This window comes from Vibrio sp. SCSIO 43137 (assembly GCF_028201475.1).
Lineage (GTDB): Bacteria > Pseudomonadota > Gammaproteobacteria > Enterobacterales > Vibrionaceae > Vibrio.
This window is the reverse complement of sequence record NZ_CP116383.1, coordinates 47,246-67,166: the sequence shown is the minus strand read 5'-3', so window position 1 is coordinate 67,166 and position 19,921 is coordinate 47,246. Positions and strand designations below refer to the sequence as shown.

17 protein-coding genes are annotated in these 19,921 nt (G+C 46.7%); 9 read left to right on the top strand and 8 right to left on the bottom strand.

What is annotated here, in order from left to right; translation table 11 throughout:
• Window positions 1–139: 139 nt before the first annotated feature.
• The 4 genes from hslR to PK654_RS00265 all read left to right on the top strand — a co-directional run bounded on the left by hslR (window position 140) and on the right by PK654_RS00265 (window position 5,380).
• Entirely contained in the window at window positions 140–529 is a 390-nt protein-coding gene (gene hslR, locus PK654_RS00280; RefSeq protein WP_271696947.1) for a ribosome-associated heat shock protein Hsp15, read from the top strand.
• Window positions 530–545: 16 nt separating this feature from the next.
• Entirely contained in the window at window positions 546–1,421 is an 876-nt protein-coding gene (gene hslO, locus PK654_RS00275; protein ID WP_271696946.1) for an Hsp33 family molecular chaperone HslO, read from the top strand.
• Window positions 1,422–1,756: 335 nt separating this feature from the next.
• On the top strand, window positions 1,757–3,385 hold the full coding sequence (pckA, locus tag PK654_RS00270) for a phosphoenolpyruvate carboxykinase (ATP) (RefSeq protein ID WP_271696945.1): 1,629 nt from the start codon (window positions 1,757–1,759) through the stop codon (window positions 3,383–3,385).
• A 108-nt stretch (window positions 3,386–3,493) separates the two neighbouring features.
• Entirely contained in the window at window positions 3,494–5,380 is a 1,887-nt protein-coding gene (locus tag PK654_RS00265) for an AsmA family protein (protein ID WP_271696944.1), read from the top strand.
• Between the two features lie 32 nt (window positions 5,381–5,412).
• Here the strand turns inward: PK654_RS00265 and PK654_RS00260 are convergent, their stop codons facing one another.
• The 3 genes from PK654_RS00260 to PK654_RS00250 are packed head-to-tail and all read right to left on the bottom strand — an operon-like array spanning window position 5,413 to window position 7,699.
• Window positions 5,413–6,318, bottom strand: a complete 906-nt coding sequence (locus PK654_RS00260; RefSeq protein WP_271696943.1) for a bifunctional GNAT family N-acetyltransferase/hotdog fold thioesterase — start codon at window positions 6,316–6,318, stop codon at window positions 5,413–5,415.
• 57 nt (window positions 6,319–6,375) lie between these two features.
• Complete coding sequence (dtd, locus tag PK654_RS00255; protein ID WP_271696942.1) at window positions 6,376–6,810, bottom strand: D-aminoacyl-tRNA deacylase; 435 nt, start codon at window positions 6,808–6,810, stop codon at window positions 6,376–6,378.
• Complete coding sequence (locus tag PK654_RS00250; protein ID WP_271696941.1) at window positions 6,782–7,699, bottom strand: virulence factor BrkB family protein; 918 nt, start codon at window positions 7,697–7,699, stop codon at window positions 6,782–6,784. The genes dtd and PK654_RS00250 overlap by 29 nt, the downstream gene beginning before the upstream one ends.
• A gap of 142 nt (window positions 7,700–7,841) precedes the next feature.
• Between PK654_RS00250 and PK654_RS00245 the strand changes: the two genes are divergently transcribed.
• On the top strand, window positions 7,842–8,411 hold the full coding sequence (locus PK654_RS00245; protein WP_443088732.1) for a DUF2959 domain-containing protein: 570 nt from the start codon (window positions 7,842–7,844) through the stop codon (window positions 8,409–8,411).
• 84 nt (window positions 8,412–8,495) lie between these two features.
• On the opposite strand, the gene typA is transcribed toward PK654_RS00245, so the two are convergent.
• On the bottom strand, window positions 8,496–10,325 hold the full coding sequence (typA, locus tag PK654_RS00240) for a translational GTPase TypA (protein ID WP_271696939.1): 1,830 nt from the start codon (window positions 10,323–10,325) through the stop codon (window positions 8,496–8,498).
• A gap of 477 nt (window positions 10,326–10,802) precedes the next feature.
• On the opposite strand from typA, the gene glnA reads away from it, so the two are divergent.
• From glnA to add, 4 genes are all read left to right on the top strand, one after another.
• Window positions 10,803–12,212, top strand: a complete 1,410-nt coding sequence (gene glnA / locus PK654_RS00235) for a glutamate--ammonia ligase (protein ID WP_271696938.1) — start codon at window positions 10,803–10,805, stop codon at window positions 12,210–12,212.
• A gap of 274 nt (window positions 12,213–12,486) precedes the next feature.
• On the top strand, window positions 12,487–13,533 hold the full coding sequence (gene glnL / locus PK654_RS00230) for a nitrogen regulation protein NR(II) (protein ID WP_271696937.1): 1,047 nt from the start codon (window positions 12,487–12,489) through the stop codon (window positions 13,531–13,533).
• Window positions 13,534–13,568: 35 nt separating this feature from the next.
• The gene (gene glnG, locus PK654_RS00225; RefSeq protein ID WP_271696936.1) at window positions 13,569–14,978 is read left to right on the top strand and encodes a nitrogen regulation protein NR(I); all 1,410 of its coding nucleotides are present in this window, start codon (window positions 13,569–13,571) and stop codon (window positions 14,976–14,978) included.
• Window positions 14,979–15,219: 241 nt separating this feature from the next.
• A complete protein-coding gene (gene add / locus PK654_RS00220) occupies window positions 15,220–16,221 on the top strand; it encodes an adenosine deaminase (RefSeq protein ID WP_271696935.1) in 1,002 nt (333 codons plus the stop codon).
• Window positions 16,222–16,308: 87 nt separating this feature from the next.
• Here the strand turns inward: add and hemN are convergent, their stop codons facing one another.
• The 4 genes from hemN to PK654_RS00200 form a co-directional block, all read right to left on the bottom strand.
• On the bottom strand, window positions 16,309–17,682 hold the full coding sequence (hemN, locus tag PK654_RS00215; protein ID WP_271696934.1) for an oxygen-independent coproporphyrinogen III oxidase: 1,374 nt from the start codon (window positions 17,680–17,682) through the stop codon (window positions 16,309–16,311).
• Window positions 17,683–17,824: 142 nt separating this feature from the next.
• Window positions 17,825–18,322 carry a DUF2489 domain-containing protein gene (locus PK654_RS00210; protein ID WP_271696933.1) on the bottom strand — a complete coding sequence of 166 codons (498 nt, stop codon included), beginning with the start codon at window positions 18,320–18,322 and terminating at the stop codon, window positions 17,825–17,827.
• A gap of 2 nt (window positions 18,323–18,324) precedes the next feature.
• On the bottom strand, window positions 18,325–18,897 hold the full coding sequence (gene yihI, locus PK654_RS00205; RefSeq protein ID WP_271696932.1) for a Der GTPase-activating protein YihI: 573 nt from the start codon (window positions 18,895–18,897) through the stop codon (window positions 18,325–18,327).
• Complete coding sequence (locus tag PK654_RS00200) at window positions 18,897–19,535, bottom strand: class I SAM-dependent methyltransferase (protein ID WP_271696931.1); 639 nt, start codon at window positions 19,533–19,535, stop codon at window positions 18,897–18,899. The genes yihI and PK654_RS00200 overlap by 1 nt, the downstream gene beginning before the upstream one ends.
• Window positions 19,536–19,921: the final 386 nt, after the last annotated feature.

Here is a 19,921-nt window from a genome sequence, read left to right as displayed (position 1 = left end):
TAGAATTACCGCACAACCCTTGAAAAAATTGAGACATATCACCATTTCTACACAAAATGGAGTCCGGAAAGGGTACTAACAAATATAGACCTATTACATTCCGGACTGTTCAACTTATTTTTTTGCATGAGTAACTCAATTGAAAACTGATAACCAAGCTGTGCGGCTGGATAAATGGCTATGGGCTGCAAGGTTTTATAAAACCCGCTCAATTGCCAGAAATATGGTTGACGGTGGTAAAGTTCATTACAATGGTCAGCGCTCAAAACCAAGCAAGCTGGTTGAGCTGGGTGCTGTCATTACTCTGCGTCAGGGACACGATGATAAGACCGTCGTTATAGAGAAGATTTCTGACCAGCGTCGCGGAGCGCCGGAAGCTCAACTACTTTATAAAGAGACAGACGAGAGCATCGCAAAACGCGAAGAGAACCATCAGAAGCGTAAACTGAATGCTTTCCACAGCCCGAGCCCGGATCGACGACCGGATAAAAAACAGCGTCGCGATATTATTAAATTTAAACATCAATAAGCTGGAGTTTCCTGAAATGGCAAACAATGTTTTAAACCGCTACCTATTTGAAGATCTTTCTGTTCGTGGCGAACTGGTGCAACTGGATGATGCATACCAACAAATTATTTCCAGCAAGGAGTACCCGGCAGCTGTGCAAAATTTGCTGGGTGAGCTACTGGTTGCAACCACACTTCTGACTGCGACCCTGAAATTTGAGGGTTCAATCACACTTCAGCTACAGGGAGACGGCCCAGTTTCTCTGGCAGTGATTAACGGCAACAACAATCAACAGGTTCGCGGTGTTGCCCGCTGGGAAGGTGACATCGCTGATGACGCAAGTTTGCATCAACTGATGGGTAAAGGTCATCTGGTTATGACCATCACTCCGGACAAGGGCGAACGCTATCAGGGAGTGGTCGGGCTGGAAGGAGACAACCTTGCAGAATGTCTTGAGAGCTACTTTATCCGCTCAGAGCAGTTGAAAACACGCCTGTGGTTCCGCCTTGGCGAACATGACGGCAAACCTCACGCGGCAGGTATGTTGCTTCAGGTTGTTCCTGACGGAAAAGGGTCAGAAGAAGACTTCGAACATCTTGAGCAGCTGACCAATACCATCAAAAATGAAGAGCTTTTCTCTTTAGAAGCCAATGAGCTGCTATATCGCCTATATAATCAGGAAAAAGTGCAGCTGTTCAATGCGCAACCTGTTGAATTCTTCTGCGGTTGTTCAAGGGAAAGAAGTGCCTCAGCTATCGTTAGCATTGCAAAAGAAGAGGTTTACGACATTTTAACAACCGAAGGCTCAATTTCTTTACATTGTGATTACTGTGGCACGAGTTACTCGTTCGACGAAGCACAGGTCAATGAGCTTTATGCACAAAGTGAAAATGGCAACAAAACCATTCACTAACACGCATATATGAAAACATAAGTTTTGTTTTTTAGATCAAGCCGGCAAAAGTCGGCTTTTTTATTTCATAAATTCATATAAATCACCAAGTTAATTGAGTATTCACACACTTTTGACTTTCTCCCCTGTACTTTATTTTGATCTAACGCAAAGCTTTGCGTCATCCCAAAAATGAGCACACAAAAAGTGTGACGAATGAGCATAATCGATGGCTTTTCCATCAATATTTTTTGACTTGTCTCCCTGTTTTCTGGCTTTCACGTTGCTAGCATGGTTAACAGACCAAAAGAAAATATTTTACAAATTCCCTACAATTTATCCAATAAGGAGCACCTATGACCGTTATGGAACATACTAAGGCTGCACAAGTAGATCTGACTAAATACGGGCTGAATGACGTAAAAGAGATTGTTCGCAATCCAAGTTACGAAATGTTGTTCGAAGAGGAGACTCGATCCGATTTAGAAGGGTATGAAAGAGGCGTAGTAACAGAGCTGGGTTCTGTTGCCGTTGATACCGGTATCTTTACCGGTCGTTCACCAAAAGATAAGTTCATCGTCAAAGATGCAACAACAGAAGAAAACATGTGGTGGACTTCTGAGCAAGTTAAAAATGATAACAAGCCAATCTCCACAGAAGTGTGGAATGAGCTGAAAGCACTGACGACTAAACAGCTTTCCGGCAAACGTCTGTTTGTTCTGGATTGCTACTGTGGTGCCAATGAAGACACTCGTCTTTCTATCCGCTTCGTTACTGAAGTTGCATGGCAGTGCCACTTCGTGAAGAACATGTTTATCCGTCCTAGCGAAGAAGAGCTGGCAACCTTTGAGCCTGACTTCGTGGTAATGAATGCAGCGAAAACCGTTAACCCTGACTGGGAGAGACAAGGCCTTAACTCTGAAAACTACACGGTATTTAACCTGACAGAAAAAATGCAGTTAATCGGTGGTACATGGTACGGCGGTGAAATGAAAAAAGGTATGTTCGCTATGATGAACTACTTCTTACCGCTTAAAGGGATCGCTTCAATGCACTGTTCTGCCAACGTAGGCGAAAAGGGCGATACCGCTATCTTCTTCGGCCTGTCTGGCACAGGTAAAACAACCCTTTCAACAGACCCTAAACGTCAGTTGATTGGTGATGATGAGCACGGCTGGGATGATGACGGTATCTTCAACTATGAAGGCGGCTGTTATGCTAAGACCATCAACCTGTCTAAAGAAGCTGAGCCGGATATCTATAATGCTATCCGTCGTGACGCTCTGTTGGAAAACGTAACCGTTCGTAATGATGGCTCTATCGACTTTGATGATGGTTCTAAGACGGAAAACACTCGTGTTTCTTACCCTATTTACCACATCGATAACATTGTTAAGCCGGTTTCTAAAGCTGGTCATGCCAACAAGGTAATCTTCCTGACTGCCGATGCATTTGGTGTGCTGCCACCAGTAGCTAAGCTGACAGCTGAGCAGACTAAGTACCACTTCCTGTCTGGCTTTACCGCTAAGCTGGCTGGTACAGAGCGTGGCATTACTGAACCAACGCCAACTTTCTCAGCGTGTTTCGGTGCGGCATTCCTGACTCTGCACCCGACTAAGTATGCTGAAGTTCTGGTTAAACGTATGGAAGCGGCCGGTGCAGAAGCTTATCTGGTTAACACTGGCTGGAATGGTTCTGGTAAACGTATCTCGATTCAGGATACCCGTGGCATTATTGATGCGATTCTGGATGGCTCAATTGAGCATGCTGAAACTAAGCAGATTCCGGTATTTAACCTTGAAGTACCTATGGCTCTTCCGGGTGTTGATCCGGCGATTCTTGACCCACGCGATACGTATACCGATCCGCTACAGTGGGAAAGCAAAGCTGAAGATCTGGCACAGCGCTTTATTAAGAACTTTGAGAAGTACACTGATAATGCTGACGGTGCGGCACTGGTTTCAGCGGGCCCTCAGCTAGACTAAATTAACTCAAAACTATGACTAAGCCCCTCAATCGAGGGGCTTTTTATTTGAATTTAATCACTTTTTGCGTCAGTCTCGTATATAACGGTTTAAACGAGTTCATCTGCAATGAAAAAAGCTCTGGTTCTACTATTCTCAGCAATCTTTCTGATAATTCTGGTTTCAACAGCCGGACTATACTGGGTAATGCAGTCCCAGCATGCCAGTAAAGTAGTCAATTATCTGCTGCAGAACTACTCACAAACCCCTATTAGCGTTGAGCAGGCTAAATACAGCTATCCCAATCAGCTCACCCTGAACAATCTCGAGATCCAACAAAATCAACAGCAACCCCTTAGTGTCGCTCAGTTAGATATCTGGCTGGATGTTCCTTCTCTGCTGTCAGATAAAATCGCCATCAACAGCCTGTTGATAAACGGGCTTTCCCTACAGCAAGGCTTGCCGGATATAGCGCTGTCAGAGCGTGTAAATATCCGTCAGATAGCCCTGACCAATCTTGATTATTCGGACAACCAGTTTATTGCCCGAGATATCAATATACAGATTGAACAGCCTGAGTTTACCGAGCAGAATCTTTTGCCGTTCGGAAACATCCAGTTCTCGGCAACACAGGTTTACTGGCAGGGAGAGGCCTTTAACAACCTACTTGTCGATGCTGACTTTAAGGCCAGCGAAAGTACCATCTATGGCGCATCATTTAACTGGCGTGGCGGTAAGGTATCAGGGCAGGCCGAGCAATATGAGGATGGCTGGTCTCTGGTTAATGTCACTATTGATCAGCTACGCCTGAACAAACAGAAATGGCGCGAGATCAGTGATCTGGACTGGCAGGGAATTCTGGGGCATATCTCCTCAGTCAATAGCTTAGATATGCTCGACAGCACTATTGAGCTTCCTCAATGGCAACTGGTTAATGCTAACCTGTCGGTTGAGAATATTACTCTGCCGTTTGAAAAGTGGCAGCAGTCAAACGGCTATATCTCCGTGAGTGCGGAGAGTATCGGTTTTGATGAGCAACTGCTGTTAGAGCCGGTATTTGAGCTCTACTTCGAACCAGAAAAAATCACCCTTGAAGAGGGCACAACTGAATTTCAAAAAGGGCTGTTTCAGGCCAGCGGTGAATATCAACCTGACTCCCTTAAGCTGTCCCGCCTGTATATTTCTGGTCTGAAATGGATTAACGAAGAGCAATCACTGCTGACAGAGCTACAATCCCGACTTGCTAAGCTCGATACCCTATCTATTCAGGATCTTAAAATCCAGCACTCACAGTTTATACAGCTGGCACAAGAGCCTAACTGGCAAGTCTCCGGACTAAATGTAGAAGGCAGTAAGTTATCATTGCGTCAAAATGGCAAAGCGGCACTATGGAACGGCAAGCTGGGCATTACCGCCAATAACGCCAGCTATGATGACCTCTATTCAAGCCACCCGGTTATCAATATGAACAGCCGCAACGGACTGTGGGAACTGAGTGACGTTTTTATTCCTCTGGAAGAGGGGCTAATCGAAGCCAATGGCGTTTACCAGCTGGATAAAATCAGCAGGCCATGGCATCTGGAGGCCTCGGCCTATGGTCTACCATCCAGCCTGTTTGCACCCTGGCTGGATCTGCCGTTTCAGTTTGAAGCCAGCAGTGACTTTCAACTGCAGGCATCCGGCCTTGCAGCGGATAAGCTGAGCTTTAACCATAGCCTGACCGGCAGTTTAAAAGGCTCACTCCGGGATGCTGTTCTGATCACCGCCAGCAGCGAGTCAAATATTGTGGCGCAACCCGTTGAAATATCGGACTTTAATCTGACATCCAATCGCGGAAGAATCTCATTTCCGGATGTCCGTCTAAGTGGCAAAGGCATGCAGGGAACACTATCAGGACAGTACGATCTACTGACTCAGGATAAAAATAAGCTGCTGCTGCAACTTAAAGATAAGTGTAAATCCGACAATTTCAACCTATTGAATAATAAGGTTGAATCCAAAAATAGCTGTCAATAACTGAGTTTGAACAAAAAACAACCAGTTATTAGCTATAAGTCACTAGCGGGCAGAAGAACATAAGTACCGGTAAACTGTACTGCAGCAACATCACCACTATGGATAGTCACCTGAACGATCACTCTGGCCTTGCGGCCGCTCTTTAGCCGATCCAGATCACCGCTGATACCGTCCAGAGAAGTAGAAGCCATCGGCGTTTCTTCCACCGGATGCCGGTAGCGGATTTTACTATCCGCTAATACGATATCGGCTCTCAGGTTGCGTTCGCGCATCAACAGCCATGTCATCCCCCAGCCGGTTAATGTCGCCAGAGTAAAAGCTGACCCGGCAAACATTGAATTGCGCGGATTCAGGTTCGGGTTAAGCTGGGCTGAGCACTCAAACTGGTAGCCTGTATACTGGTTTATCTTGATGCCCATCTTGTCGCTGATTGGGATCTGCTGCTCCCAACGCTCCTGCAATTCGGCACACCACTGAGGCTTTCTGAGAATATTATCCAGCGGATCCAGCTGCTTCACCATCTGCTGATGGCGGTTTTTACCTACCTGTTCGCTCAGCTCACCTTTACTTTCAAACTCGTTCTTCTCGTAAAAGGCAATGGCTTCCTGACGGGCATTACAGACAAGTCGTTTAACGCCTTCCTGTCTGGCAAATGACTCTAAAGCGACAAGGATCAAGGAACCCAGCCCTTTACCACGCCGGTTAGGCTTTACTGCCATATAGCGGATCTGAGCTTCGTTATCAGGGGTGATATAGAGGCGACCGATTGCCATAGGGCGTCCACGCCCGTCAACAATCATGCGGTGATGACTCATTTCATCATACTCATCCCGCTCAGACCCTTCCGGTAGCTGCAGAGGTTCCCGCAGCATCTGCCAGCGGAAGTTATAATATTTCGCTATCTGGTTTTCGGTTCTGGGCGTGATCAGTTTAAACATAAAAATCCTTTTTTAGTTGAGCCTTAAATTATAATACACGCAGGGTTTGTTATCCGGTTACACCTGCAGCCAGAAGGTGACCGGACCGTCATTAACCAATGAAACCTTCATATCTGCAGCAAAGCGCCCTCTCTCTGTCGGCAACACCTGCTCACACATGTCAGAAAAGTAATTGTACAAACGCTCTGCATCTTCAGGATGAGCACCACGGGAAAACCCGGCACGGGTTCCTTTTTTGGTATCCGCAGGCAGAGTAAACTGAGAGACAACCAGTACGCTACCACCCACCTGCTTAACGTTCAGGTTCATCTTATCTTCATCGTCACCAAATACCCGGTAGGTAGTAACCCTTTCCATCAGGCGTTTGGCTTTCGCCTCATCATCGCCTTTCTCAACCCCAAGCAGAACCAGCAAACCTTTGCCAATTTCACCAACTATCTCACCATCTACTTTTACTGAAGATTCACTCACTCTCTGAATCAGGGCTATCACTGTGGTTTCCTTTTTCTGATGTTTCTGTTTTACGGGCTAAAGAGTGTACCACCTCTTCGTCACTACACCAGTGTTGCCTCTCTCCCATTGCCGCCGTCACCTCTGCGCCAATCAAAACAATCAGCCAACAGAGGTATACCCAGACAAACAGAATAGGAATCGCTGCCAGAGCACCGTAAATTAACTGATAGGAAGGAAAAGCTGTGATATAGGCGGCAAAGGCTTTTTTACTTAACTCAAACAGCAGAGCCGCGATTAATGCCCCCAAAGCAGCATTAACCGGTCGAACCTTAAGGTTAGGCACCAGCATATACAGCCCCATAAAGGCGAAGAAAGAGAGTATCAGCGGAAGCCAGCGCAACATCAGGTTATAGACACTAGAGAGAGCAGCACTATCCAGCAGAGTCAGAGAGGTAATGTAAGAGGTCACGGCAATGCTGGCACCAACCAAAATAGGCCCAAGGGTCAGCACCATCCAGTACATAGAGAATGAGAACACCGCCCGGCGTTTTTTCTTTACCCGCCAGATATAGTTCAGGTTCTTATCGATATTAGAGATCAACATCAGTGCCGCCACAAACAGAAACACACCACCTACCGCTGTCATCTTGCCGGTATTGGCTACAAACTCGGTCAGTGCATGTTTAACGGCTTCACCGGCTGCCGGAACAAAGTTGGTAATAACAAAGTTCTGGATCACTTCACCGGAATTAGAGAACACCGAAAAAGAAGAGAGAACAGACAGCAGCACCGTCAGCATAGGTACGATTGACAGCAAGGTAATATAGGCAAGATAACCGGCGTTTACGTTTATTCTGTCATGGGACATGCGCGTCATAAGATAACGCAAAAAAAACAACCCCTGTCTGGTAATAAGCTCAATTCTCAACTTGTTTCTCCTATCTAACTAAGCCATTCTATGGTCATACAACTTCATAGGAAAAGCAAAGGAAAGCACTATGCGTTACTTTATCGCCGGGATAATGTCTCTGTTTATTCTGACCGGGTGTCAGTCAGCCTACTACTCTGCCATGGAAAAAGTGGGTTACCATAAACGGGATATTATGGTGGACCGTGTCGAAGAAGCCAGAAACGCCCAACAAGATGCTCAGCAGGAGTTTACCAGTGCCCTTGAAGCCTTATCCGCACTAACCAACTTTGATGGTGGCGAGCTGGAAAGCGTCTATAAAGATATCAACAGTAAATACGAGAGCAGTGAATCTGCCGCACAGGATGTCAGGGATAATATCTCCGCCATTGAAGATGTCTCCGATGCCCTGTTTGATGAGTGGCAGCAAGAGCTGGATCTCTATACCAGCAAGAGCCTGCGCCGCGCCAGTGAGCAGAAAATGAAAGAGACCAAGTCCTCTTACAGCAAAATGCTCAGGGCAATGAAGATGGCAGAGCAGAAGATGACACCGGTTCTGAATACCTTAAGAGATAACACTCTGTATCTGAAACATAACCTGAATGCCAGTGCCATAGGTTCACTAAAAGGCGAGTTTTCTAATCTGGAGCGTGATATCCAATACGCCATCAGGCAGATGAACTCTGCCATCGCCGAGTCAGATGCCTTCCTGAAGAAACTGGCTCAGAAATAGAACATTTTTCTTACTCACAGAAACGACAAAGGCGGGAGTTTAACTCCCGCCTTTTCTATAGTTGCTCTAATTACTGTTTAGTAATTACTTCGCTTCACGCGCAGCACGCTTACGGTCATTTTCCGTCAGGTGCTTCTTACGGATACGGATGCTTTCCGGTGTTACTTCTACCAGTTCATCATCATCGATAAACTCAAGCGCCTGCTCCAGCGTGTATTTGATAGCAGGAGTCAGAACCTGTGCATCATCAGTACCAGAAGCACGTACGTTAGTCAGCTGCTTACCTTTCAGACAGTTTACTGTCAGGTCATTTGAACGGTTATGAATACCGATAATCTGACCTTCATATACCTCATCTGCGTGCTCAGCAAACAGACGACCACGTTCCTGAAGGTTGAACAGGGCATAAGTCAGTGCTTTACCGGTTGCATTAGAAATCAGTACACCATTATTACGCTGACCAATTTCACCACCTTTGTGAGGACCGTAGTGATCAAATGTATGGTAAAGCAGGCCAGAACCTGAAGTCAGAGTCATAAACTCAGTCTGGAAACCGATAAGACCACGGGATGGCATCATAAAGTCCATACGTACACGGCCTTTACCGTCAGGAGACATATCCGTCAGTTCACCTTTACGCAAACCAATGTTTTCCATGATACCGCCCTGATGCTCTTCAACCACATCGATAGTTACGGTTTCATACGGTTCCATCAGTTGGCCATCTTCTTCCTTCAGGATTACTTCCGGACGAGATACAGCCAGCTCAAAGCCTTCACGACGCATGTTTTCAATCAAGATAGATAGGTGCAGCTCACCACGACCGGATACGCGGAACTTGTCCGGATCATCTGTTTGCTCTACACGCAGGGCAACGTTGTGTACCAGCTCTTTTTCCAGACGCTCAAGAATATTACGTGAAGTAACAAACTTACCTTCTTTACCGGCAAACGGAGAGGTGTTTACCTGGAATGTCATGGTTACTGTCGGCTCATCAACAGACAGAGGAGTCATGGCTTCTACATTGTTCTGGTCACAAATAGTATCTGAGATCTTCAGCTCACCCAGACCAGTAATGGCAACGATATCACCGGCATTAGCCTGATCCGTTTCATGACGCTCAAGGCCAAGGTAGCCCAGTACGGTACCAACTTTACCATTACGGCTTGAACCGTCAGCGCTTACTACTGTGACCTGCTGGTTAGGCTTAACGGTACCGCGGGTTACACGCGCCACACCGATAACACCCACATATGAGCTGTAATCCAGCTGAGAGATCTGCATCTGCAGGGCACCATCAACGTCAACGTCAGGCGCTTCTACATTGTCGACGATAGCCTGGAAAAGCGGTTCCATGTTTTCGCCGGTAGTGCCTTCTTCCATTGATGCCCAGCCGTTTAGTGCTGATGCGTAAACCACCTGAAAATCAAGTTGCTCATCGGTCGCGCCAAGGTTATCAAACAGGTCAAATACCTGATCCATTACCCAGTCAGGACGTGCGCCTGGACGGTCAATTTTGTTGATAACAACGATAGGCTTCAGGCCGTGAGCGAACGCTTTCTGAGTTACAAAGCGGGTCTGAGGCATTGGACCGTCTACAGCATCAACAATCAGCAGAACAGAATCTACCATAGACATAATACGCTCTACTTCACCACCGAAGTCGGCGTGTCCCGGAGTATCTACGATATTAATACGGTAATCGTTCCAGTTAATTGCTGTGTTTTTAGCAAGAATGGTAATGCCACGCTCTTTCTCGATATCGTTCGAGTCCATTACGCGCTCTTCTGCTTCCCCACGAGATTCAAGAGTACCAGACTGCTGAAGCAGCTTATCTACCAATGTTGTCTTACCGTGGTCAACGTGCGCGATGATCGCGATATTTCTTAATTTTTCAATCTGTGGAGTCGCCATGAATTTTGAGTCACTCAATTATCGGGCAGCGTCATTGCTGCTCTGGTTTAAAAATCGGCGCTAATGTAGCAGATTTTTACCTAAACAGCTAAGAAATGTGATCTTATACAGCAAAAATTGTTTAAATTATTATCAGTAGCTCACTTATTTGCTGCGAAATTGATTTACAGCAACTCTCTAAGCAAATGCTTTGCTTTCCGTTTAGCAACTGCTGCCATTTCATGCTTAACTGAATCAGGTAACAAAAACCAAATATTGCACCACACTAGTGCAAACAAAGATCATTTTGGTGCACCAGCTTGGTTCACCATAAAGGAAAGCAGTCTAAGCAACTGAATTTAAATGATTTAAATAAATGGCACGATTCTGGCTTTATTGAAACCGTCATCGGTTAATGCAAGTACCGAAAAGACATTAATCAATGACGATTAACCAAATCGAATCTGAAAGTATTAATAACACCGGAGGTTATCCAAGATGTCAGTAGAAAATGTTCTATCGCTGATCCAAGAAAACGAAGTTAAGTTTATCGACCTGCGCTTTACCGATACCAAAGGTAAAGAACAGCATATCTCTATCCCTGCTCACCAGATTGATGCGGACTTCTTCGAAGAAGGTAAGATGTTCGACGGTTCATCTGTTGCAGGCTGGAAAGGCATCAACGAATCAGACATGGTAATGATGCCGGATGCATCAAGTGCCGTTCTTGACCCGTTTACAGAAGATGCAACTCTAAACATCCGCTGTGACATTCTTGAACCAGCGACGATGCAGGGCTACGACCGTGACCCTCGTTCTATCGCTAAGCGTGCAGAAGACTATATGCGTGCTTCCGGTGTTGCTGACACAGTTCTTGTTGGTCCTGAGCCGGAATTCTTCCTGTTTGATGATGTTAAGTTCAGCACAGACATGTCAGGCTCTTTCTACAAAATTGATGATGTAGAAGCGTCCTGGAACACAGGTACTGATTTCGAAGAAGGCAACAAAGGCCACCGTCCTGGTGTTAAAGGCGGTTACTTCCCGGTTGCTCCGGTTGACTCTTCTCAGGATATCCGTAGCGCTATGTGTCTGGTTATGGAAGAGATGGGACTGGTTGTTGAAGCACACCACCACGAAGTGGCTACAGCAGGTCAGAACGAAATCGCTACCCGTTTCAACACTCTGACTACTAAAGCTGATGAAATTCAGATCTATAAGTATGTTGTGCATAACGTTGCTCACGCTTACGGCAAAACAGCCACCTTTATGCCTAAGCCACTTGTAGGTGATAACGGTAGCGGCATGCACGTTCACCAGTCTCTGGCTAAAGATGGTGTCAACCTGTTTGCCGGTGACAAGTACGGCGGTCTGTCTGAAATGGCGCTTTACTACATCGGTGGTATCATCAAACACGCTCGTGCGATCAACGCCTTTGCTAACGCATCGACTAACTCATACAAGCGTCTTGTACCTGGATTTGAAGCACCAGTTATGCTGGCTTACTCTGCCCGTAACCGTTCTGCATCTATCCGTATCCCTGTGGTACCAAGCCCTAAAGCACGTCGTATCGAAATCCGCTTTGGTGATCCGACAGCTAACCCATATCTTGCATTTGCTGCCATGCTGATGGCCGGCCTTGACGGAATCAAGAACAAGATTCACCCGGGTGAAGCAATGGATAAAGACCTGTACGACCTGCCTGCAGAAGAAGCAGCAGAGATCCCGACAGTAGCTGAGTCACTGCAGCAAGCGCTTGCTTGTCTTGATGAAGACCGTGAGTTCCTGACTGCCGGCGGCGTATTCTCTGACGACTTTATCGATTCTTATATCGCGCTTAAGTCTGAAGACGTTGAGAAAATCAACATGGCAACTCACCCACTTGAGTTTGAACTGTACTACTCTGTGTAACAGGCAGATGACAACAGTCAGATAGAGAGCTCGCCGCAAGGCGGGCTTTTTTTTACCTTTAATTTATCTACTTGAAAATTAAATAAAAACAGACTGAAAAACGGCAAGCTAATTGCATTATTTACCCTAGTAGCGGACAGAAATGAAACCAGTTGGAATGCCCCGTCCTTAAAGGGCTTTGTTTTATCATCTTGCACCGCAGAGACAGGGAAACTTTACTTCTGCACAATTTTGGTGCAACGTTCAAACAAAGAGCATAAACAAGGAAGAGATTGTGAGTAAAGAGCTATCAACAGCCATTTTAGACAATGTTGTTACCGCCACTTTGTTGCTGGATGAAGAGCTGGTCATCCGCTATGCCAACCCGGCGGCAGAACAACTTTTCTCACAAAGTACAAAGCGACTGCTCGATTCTCCGCTATCGAAGCTGATCCAGCACGCTTCTATGGATCTCGCCCTGCTCACCCAGCCTATGCAGAGCGGACAGAGTATTACCGATAGCGATGTTACCTTTGTTGTTGACGGAAAACCCCTGATGCTCGAAGTAACCGCCAGCCCGTTAACCTGGAATAAGCAGGTTATGTTGCTGATAGAGATGAGAAAAATCGGCCAGCAACGCCGGCTGAGTCAGGAGCTGAATCAACACGCACAACAGCAGGCCGCTAAACTTCTGGTTCGCGGACTTGCTCACGAGATAAAAAACCCTCTGGGCGGACTGCGCGGAGCCGCTCAGTTGCTGGAGAAGATGCTGTCAGACCCGTCCCTGAAAGAGTACACCCAAATCATTATTGAGCAGGCTGACCGGCTCAGGGCATTGGTTGATCGCCTGCTCGGCCCGCAGAAACCGGGTAAGAAACAATCGGAAAACCTGCATATTGTGCTGGAGAAGGTACGTCAGTTAGTGGAGCTGGAAGCGGGACCTTCCATTGTTATTAAGCGCGATTATGACCCGAGCCTGCCGGAAATTCTGATGGATTCCGATCAGATAGAGCAGGCATTGCTCAATATTGTCAGCAATGCGGCTCAGATTCTTCAGGGGCAGGAGAACGGCGAAATTACCCTTAAGACCCGCACCGTTCATCAGGCCAATATCCATGGACAGAGATATAAGCTCTCTGCCCGTATTGAAATTATTGATAACGGCCCGGGGATATCTGCCAGCCTGCAGGACACCCTGTTTTACCCTATGGTAAGCGGCAGAGAGGGCGGGACAGGGCTCGGGCTTTCTATCTCTCAGAACCTTATCGACCAGCATAAGGGGAAGATTGATGTTGAAAGCTGGCCGGGACAAACCACATTCACCATTTATCTGCCTATTTAGCAGGTTAAAGCAGAGACAGAACAGAAAGGATAGTTATGAGTAAAGGCTATGTATGGGTTGTAGACGATGACAACTCTATCCGCTGGGTGATGGAAAAGACGCTCTCATCGGCAGACATTCGCTGTGAAACTTTCGCAGACGCAGAAAGTGTACTTCTTGCTCTTGAAAGAGAGTGTCCGGACGTACTGGTTTCTGATATCCGCATGCCGGGTATCGATGGATTAGATCTGCTGGATCAAGTTCATGGCAAGTACCCGGATCTGCCGATCATCATTATGACCGCCCACTCTGATCTGGACGCAGCCGTTAATGCTTATCAGCTTGGTGCATTTGAGTACCTGCCAAAGCCTTTTGATATTGATGAAACCCTGACTCTGGTTGAGAGAGCCATTACTCATAGCTACGAACAGAAGCGCGGTAGTGAAACAGAAGAGAACTTTACCAGCGATACTCCGGAAATTATTGGTGAAGCGCCGGCCATGCAGGAGGTATTCCGTGCTATTGGCAGGCTGTCCCGCTCATCTATCTCTGTACTTATTAACGGCGAATCCGGTACGGGTAAAGAACTTGTTGCGCAGGCGCTGCATCGTCACAGCCCGCGCGCGCAAAAGCCCTTTATTGCCTTAAATATGGCGGCCATCCCTAAGGATTTGATTGAGTCAGAACTGTTTGGCCATGAAAAGGGCGCCTTTACCGGCGCTAACAGCGTCAGGCAGGGTCGCTTTGAGCAGGCCAATGGCGGCACCCTGTTTCTTGACGAAATAGGCGATATGCCACTGGATATCCAGACCCGCTTGTTACGGGTGCTGTCAGACGGCCAGTTTTACCGGGTCGGCGGACACTCTGCCATTAAGGTAGACGTAAGAATCGTTGCGGCAACCCACCAGAACCTTGAACAACTGGTGCACGAAGGTGAGTTCCGTGAAGACCTGTTCCACCGGCTGAATGTTATCAGGGTGCAGATCCCGGCACTGAGAAACCGCAAACAGGACATAGAGAAGCTGGCACAGCACTTTTTAGTCAGGGCGGCTGATGAGCTAGGGGTTGAAGTAAAAACCCTGCACAGCAACACCACAGAGACGCTGAAGCGGCTTCACTGGCCAGGTAACGTTCGTCAGTTAGAGAATATCTGTCGCTGGCTGACGGTGATGGCCAGCGGTAGCGAAGTGCTTCCTGCAGACCTTCCGCCTGAACTGGTGGAAGAAAAACCGGTCATCAACGCGTCTGCCGGAAACAACTGGCAGAGTGAACTTGAGAGCTGGGCACGTTCGGCACTCTCTTCCGGTGAAACAGAACTGCTCACTTACGCCCTGCCTGAATTTGAACGAATTCTGCTGAAAACCGCCCTTAATCATACTAATGGTCATAAACAGGAAGCGGCAAAAGTCCTTGGCTGGGGAAGAAATACCCTGACCCGCAAGCTAAAAGAGTTAAATATCGATTAAGGACAAAAAATCCGAATTTTAACGGTATCGATTACGTCATAAAAAGCACCAACAGCTATGGTTAACAAGTTTGAAAAACAGCGTATTTCGCTGTTTTTCTTCATTTTGGCTACAGACAAATACCCTAAGATCTTCTTATACTTATCTAAACCTGTATCTCGATAATGTAAATAATTCAGATTCCTGTTTAACAGGTTTTTCTATCATATCTATTTTAATTACAGAGCCAAGGACAATGACAATGATTAATAAAGACCTGCCGTTGACTGATATTCACCGTCATCTGGATGGAAATGTTCGTATTGAAACCATTTTAGATCTGGGTCAGAAGTTTGGCATCGCACTGCCTGCCAATGATATTGAATCCTTGCGTCCGCACGTACAAATTATCGAAGCTGAACCGACTTTGGTGGCCTTCTTGTCCAAACTGGACTGGGGTTGTGCTGTTCTGGGTGATCTGGATGCCTGCCGTAGAATCGCTTACGAGAATGTCGAAGATGCCCTTAAGGCGCAGATCGATTACGCTGAGCTACGTTTCTCGCCTTACTATATGGCCATGAAGCATAAACTTCCTGTCGCCGGTGTTGTTGAAGCGGTTGTTGATGGAGTTCAGGCCGGTGTACGTGATTTTGGTATTCAAGCCAACCTGATTGGTATCATGAGCCGCTCCTTCGGTGTAGACGCCTGTCAGCAGGAACTGGACGGTCTTCTGACTCAAAAAGAGAACCTTGTTGCTATCGATCTGGCCGGTGATGAACTGGGCCAGCCGGGTGAGCTGTTTGTTCCGCACTTTAAACAAGTTCGCGATGCCGGCCTGCGGGTAACGGTACACGCAGGTGAAGCTGCTGGTGCACCAAGCATGTGGCAGGCCATTCAGGAGTTAGGTGCTGAACGTATCGGCCACGGTGTTAAAGCTATCGATGACCCTAAACTGATGGACTATCTGGTTGAGCACAGAGTTGGCATCGAATCGTGCCTGACGTCTAACATTCAGACCAGTACTGTTGATTCTCTGGCAAACCATCCGTTGAAGCAGTTCCTTGAGCACGGTGTTCTTGCTTCCCTGAACACAGACGATCCTGCCGTTGAAGGTATTGAACTTCCTCATGAGTATGAAGTTGCCGCACCTCAGGCCGGACTGAGTGCTGAACAGATTCGTCAGGCGCAAATCAATGGTCTGGAAATCTCATTCCTGTCGGATGCAGAGAAAGCTGAACTGAAAGCAAAAGTTGCAGCAAGATAAGCGACGTTAAGCAGATAAAACAAAGCCCGGTTATTACCGGGCTTTCTGTTTAGAGCTTTATATCACCGCCTATGGCGGTGGCGATTATTAGATAACTCTTGAGAACTGCTGCTGACGTGCTTTGTCCCGCAGGTATTTATCAAAACACATACAGATATTACGGATCAGCAGGCGGCCACGCTTAGTCACCTGAATAGAAGTGTCATCCACTTCCACCAGCTCATCATTAACAAAGGTCTGAAGCAGTTTTAAATCTTCAGCAAAATAGTTTTCGAAGGTCAGGCCAAACTCAGACTCAATAGCGGTCTTGTCCAGCTTAAAGTTACAGATCAGCGCCTTAATCACTTCACGGCGGATCAGGTCATCTTTATCAAGCGTCACGCCTTTCCATAAAGCGTGGTTCATCTCTTCTACCTGACCATAGTACTTTTTAAGCTCTTTCTGGTTCTGAGCGTAGCAGTCGCCAATCATAGAGATAGCAGATACCCCGAAGCCGACTAAATCACAGTCGCCCTGAGTGGTGTAACCCTGAAAGTTTCTGTGCAGCACACCTTCACGCTGGGCAACGGCCAGCTCATCATCCGGCAGAGCAAAGTGGTCCATACCGATAAACTGATAACCGGCACCTGTCAGCGTTGCGATACTCTGCTGCAGAATGGCCATTTTGACTTCTGCTTTTGGCAGGTCATCGTCTTTAATCTTACGCTGGGCTGCAAACAACTGCGGCATATGAGCATAGTTAAACACTGACAGTCTGCCCGGCTTCATGGTCAGAACCTGAGACAGAGTTTCGGCAAAAGAGTCTTCGGTCTGCAAAGGCAGGCCGTAAATTAAATCCAGGTTGGTAGAACGGAACCCTAGCTCTTTAGCGCGCTCAACCATAGCAAAGATAAACTCTTCATCCTGCTCACGGTTAACTACCTTCTGAACCTCTTTATTGAAGTCCTGAACACCAACGCTCAGGCGGTTAAAACCTTCAGCTCTCAGGTGATCCAGCATATCCAGCTCGATTTCACGCGGATCTACTTCAATACTGATCTCTGCATCAGGCTCAAACTGGAACTCACCTCGCAAGATCGCCATTAAGCGGCTCATCTGCTCTTTTGACAGGAAGGTCGGAGTACCGCCACCAAAATGAAGCTGAGTGACCTTTCTTCCGTCCAGCAAAAAGGCTCTCTGACGAATCTCATGCTCAATGGCATCAAGATACTCGTCTGCCTTATGGGAGTGACGGGTAATCACCTTATTACAGCCACAGTAGTAACAAAGCTTGTGACAGAAAGGGATATGAATATAAAGAGACAGCGGACGGTCAGGGTACTGCTGGCACGCCATATCAAACTCAGACACGGTAAACGCTTCGTGGAACTCCAACGCAGTTGGGTAAGAAGTGTATCTCGGGCCTGAATAGTTGTATTTATCTAAAATAGCCTGATCCCAGACTATCTGCTCACTAGACATAATATTGCGTTCCGTAAAGTTCTTAATGCTTTGGTGGTACATTTTGCCATATCACATAGACTGACGATGCACGACCAGCATGATTTGTCGAAGAAATATTCAGAAGTGCTATAAGGATCACTCACCCTTCAGGGGTAGATCCTTATCTTGTAGCAGAAAGCGTCTCTTCGGGTGGCTTGCTAAGTGGCTGAATCTGCTGCTGAAGCTGTTTTAGTTCTTCAATAATGGCATCGTTCAGCCTTGCCTCTGCTTTCTGGCGGTCAAGGGTCTGCCTCATGCGATCTTTCTTCACCAGTTGCTGACGAGCCTCTCCCCGGGCCATATCTTTCACAATCAGATAGAGTTCGTATAAGGCGGGAAAGCTCTTTTCAACCTCAATCCGGTGATCACCCTGAACATAATCCAGAATACCGTTAATACGGATAGAGAGCTCAGACAGGTCGCACTGCCCCTGAATACCGGCCAGACAAAGGGTATTCACACTTTCAAAGATATTGGTGTTACGCTTGGCAACGGCAATATCCATCGCTTGCTGCTGAAGCTGTTTTTGCTGACGAACCTTTAGCAGTAAGTAACCCGCATAGGATGCCAGCCCCAGTATAATAATTGCGCCAACAACAGCCATTAAGGTTACGTACATACTTAGTTTCCTTTAAAGTCGTTCAGATCTAGGTCTTCAAACTGTGACAAAAGCTCATCATCGCTGGATGGTACTTTAGCGGCTTTTTTCACAACAACCGGCTCTTCAACGTCACCGGACTCTTCTTCCGCTTCAACCTCTTCAATCAGGCCAAGCTGGTTCATAAGAATTTCTATTCTGTCCAGTTTCTCATCAACATATTTCTGCAGACCGGCACCTAACTTCTCACCGTTTTCAATTCTGTCTAACAGAACATTCAGTTGTGCATCGTTTTCCAGCATTTCCAGCTCTTTCTCAGCCGAAAGACGACGCTCTTGTTTGCTCGGCTTCTTCTTCGCCTCAACAATCAGAGGGATCTTCTTTTTGCTTCCCAAACGCGGATCACGCTGTTTGCCGTGCGCTTTTTGAGCATTCTCAGCAGATTCAGAGTGACGGCTGCCTGTTTTTAATCCTTTACGCTTTTTCAGCCTTTTACGTAAACGCCCTTCAACATCCGCTTCAGTGCGGTTGCGGGTTACGATCAGATCTACATCTCCGGTAGATCCCGGTTTTCTCGATTTCTTTTTTCGACTCATTACTGGGGTTTCCTCAGTAAAATTACATCATTTCCAATAAATTCTAGTTCAAGCTTATCGCGCCCGGCCAGGTAGCGAAATGTCGCCTGACTATAGAAGCAAACATGGGTCTGGTCATTTTTATAATGCCAGCCTGAAAATGCTTCTACATCTTTAACCAGCTTGGTCATTATGCCCAGCCAGCCACCCGGTTTAACTAAATTTAACCATTGTTGCCACACTCTGTCCGGCGTATAGAGATGCTCTATAACCTCTGTGGCGGTAACAAAATCATATCGACTTTCTAATACCCCATTATCTGGGTAGTAGAACAGATCGTATAACTCTGTCCTGTGCCCCGCTTCCTCTAACATCAATGATAGCGTCGGTCCCGGGCCACATCCAAAATCCAGCCCTGTCGATTCAGGCTCCAGCCTCTCAAGCAGAGGAGAAGCAAACCGCGATAAAAACCGACGGTAGCCCTGATCATTCGGGTCGTTTTCATGTTGGTCGTAAATGGCTTTTTCCGCCTCTGCTGCTAAGCGCTCATCCTCAGGCACAAACACTAGTTCACAACGGGAACACTGCAGATAGTGCCTTCGTTTATCCTGATGGTATGGCCGGATATGGGAGTGCTTACATAAAGGGCAGACAAGCATAAATACATCCTCTAATAGGGATGCGAAACATACCAGAAAGCGGAATTGGAGTAAAACTGAACTCTCATATTCAGTGGTTACTAGTGCTGTATTAAAGGGGGAATTGAACAAATAAAAAAAGCGACAGAATATCTATCGCTTCCAATTTGCCATGAATGGCGAAAAAATTGTGTTGCTAATTATGAACAGTCACAAATTTCCGTATGTTTTTACTGCTTTCCGTGCCGGTTCTCGTTAGCCATCATCCTGATGAGTTTTGGCTATCCATTTCTAACATCCAGTTACAAAGCTCTCCCTGAGCCCGGTTCCTTTTCATGTCTCTTCCGCAAGACCAGACAACCATCCATGTTCAGCAAGCTCCCAGCTTACTCAAATTTTGTTACTTA

What these genes read in the sequence shown, in the direction of transcription:
- typA (WP_271696939.1), bottom strand. Translation starts at nt 10,325, where the DNA reads ATGGCGACTCCACAGATTGAAAAATTAAGAAATATCGCGATCATCGCG.
- hslO (WP_271696946.1), top strand. Translation starts at nt 546, where the DNA reads ATGGCAAACAATGTTTTAAACCGCTACCTATTTGAAGATCTTTCTGTT.
- PK654_RS00260 (WP_271696943.1), bottom strand. Translation starts at nt 6,318, where the DNA reads ATGTTTAAACTGATCACGCCCAGAACCGAAAACCAGATAGCGAAATAT.
- glnA (WP_271696938.1), top strand. Translation starts at nt 10,803, where the DNA reads ATGTCAGTAGAAAATGTTCTATCGCTGATCCAAGAAAACGAAGTTAAG.
- glnG (WP_271696936.1), top strand. Translation starts at nt 13,569, where the DNA reads ATGAGTAAAGGCTATGTATGGGTTGTAGACGATGACAACTCTATCCGC.
- PK654_RS00245 (WP_443088732.1), top strand. Translation starts at nt 7,842, where the DNA reads ATGGAAAAAGTGGGTTACCATAAACGGGATATTATGGTGGACCGTGTC.
- yihI (WP_271696932.1), bottom strand. Translation starts at nt 18,897, where the DNA reads ATGAGTCGAAAAAAGAAATCGAGAAAACCGGGATCTACCGGAGATGTA.
- hemN (WP_271696934.1), bottom strand. Translation starts at nt 17,682, where the DNA reads ATGTCTAGTGAGCAGATAGTCTGGGATCAGGCTATTTTAGATAAATAC.
- PK654_RS00265 (WP_271696944.1), top strand. Translation starts at nt 3,494, where the DNA reads ATGAAAAAAGCTCTGGTTCTACTATTCTCAGCAATCTTTCTGATAATT.
- PK654_RS00200 (WP_271696931.1), bottom strand. Translation starts at nt 19,535, where the DNA reads ATGCTTGTCTGCCCTTTATGTAAGCACTCCCATATCCGGCCATACCAT.
- pckA (WP_271696945.1), top strand. Translation starts at nt 1,757, where the DNA reads ATGACCGTTATGGAACATACTAAGGCTGCACAAGTAGATCTGACTAAA.
- add (WP_271696935.1), top strand. Translation starts at nt 15,220, where the DNA reads ATGATTAATAAAGACCTGCCGTTGACTGATATTCACCGTCATCTGGAT.
- PK654_RS00210 (WP_271696933.1), bottom strand. Translation starts at nt 18,322, where the DNA reads ATGTACGTAACCTTAATGGCTGTTGTTGGCGCAATTATTATACTGGGG.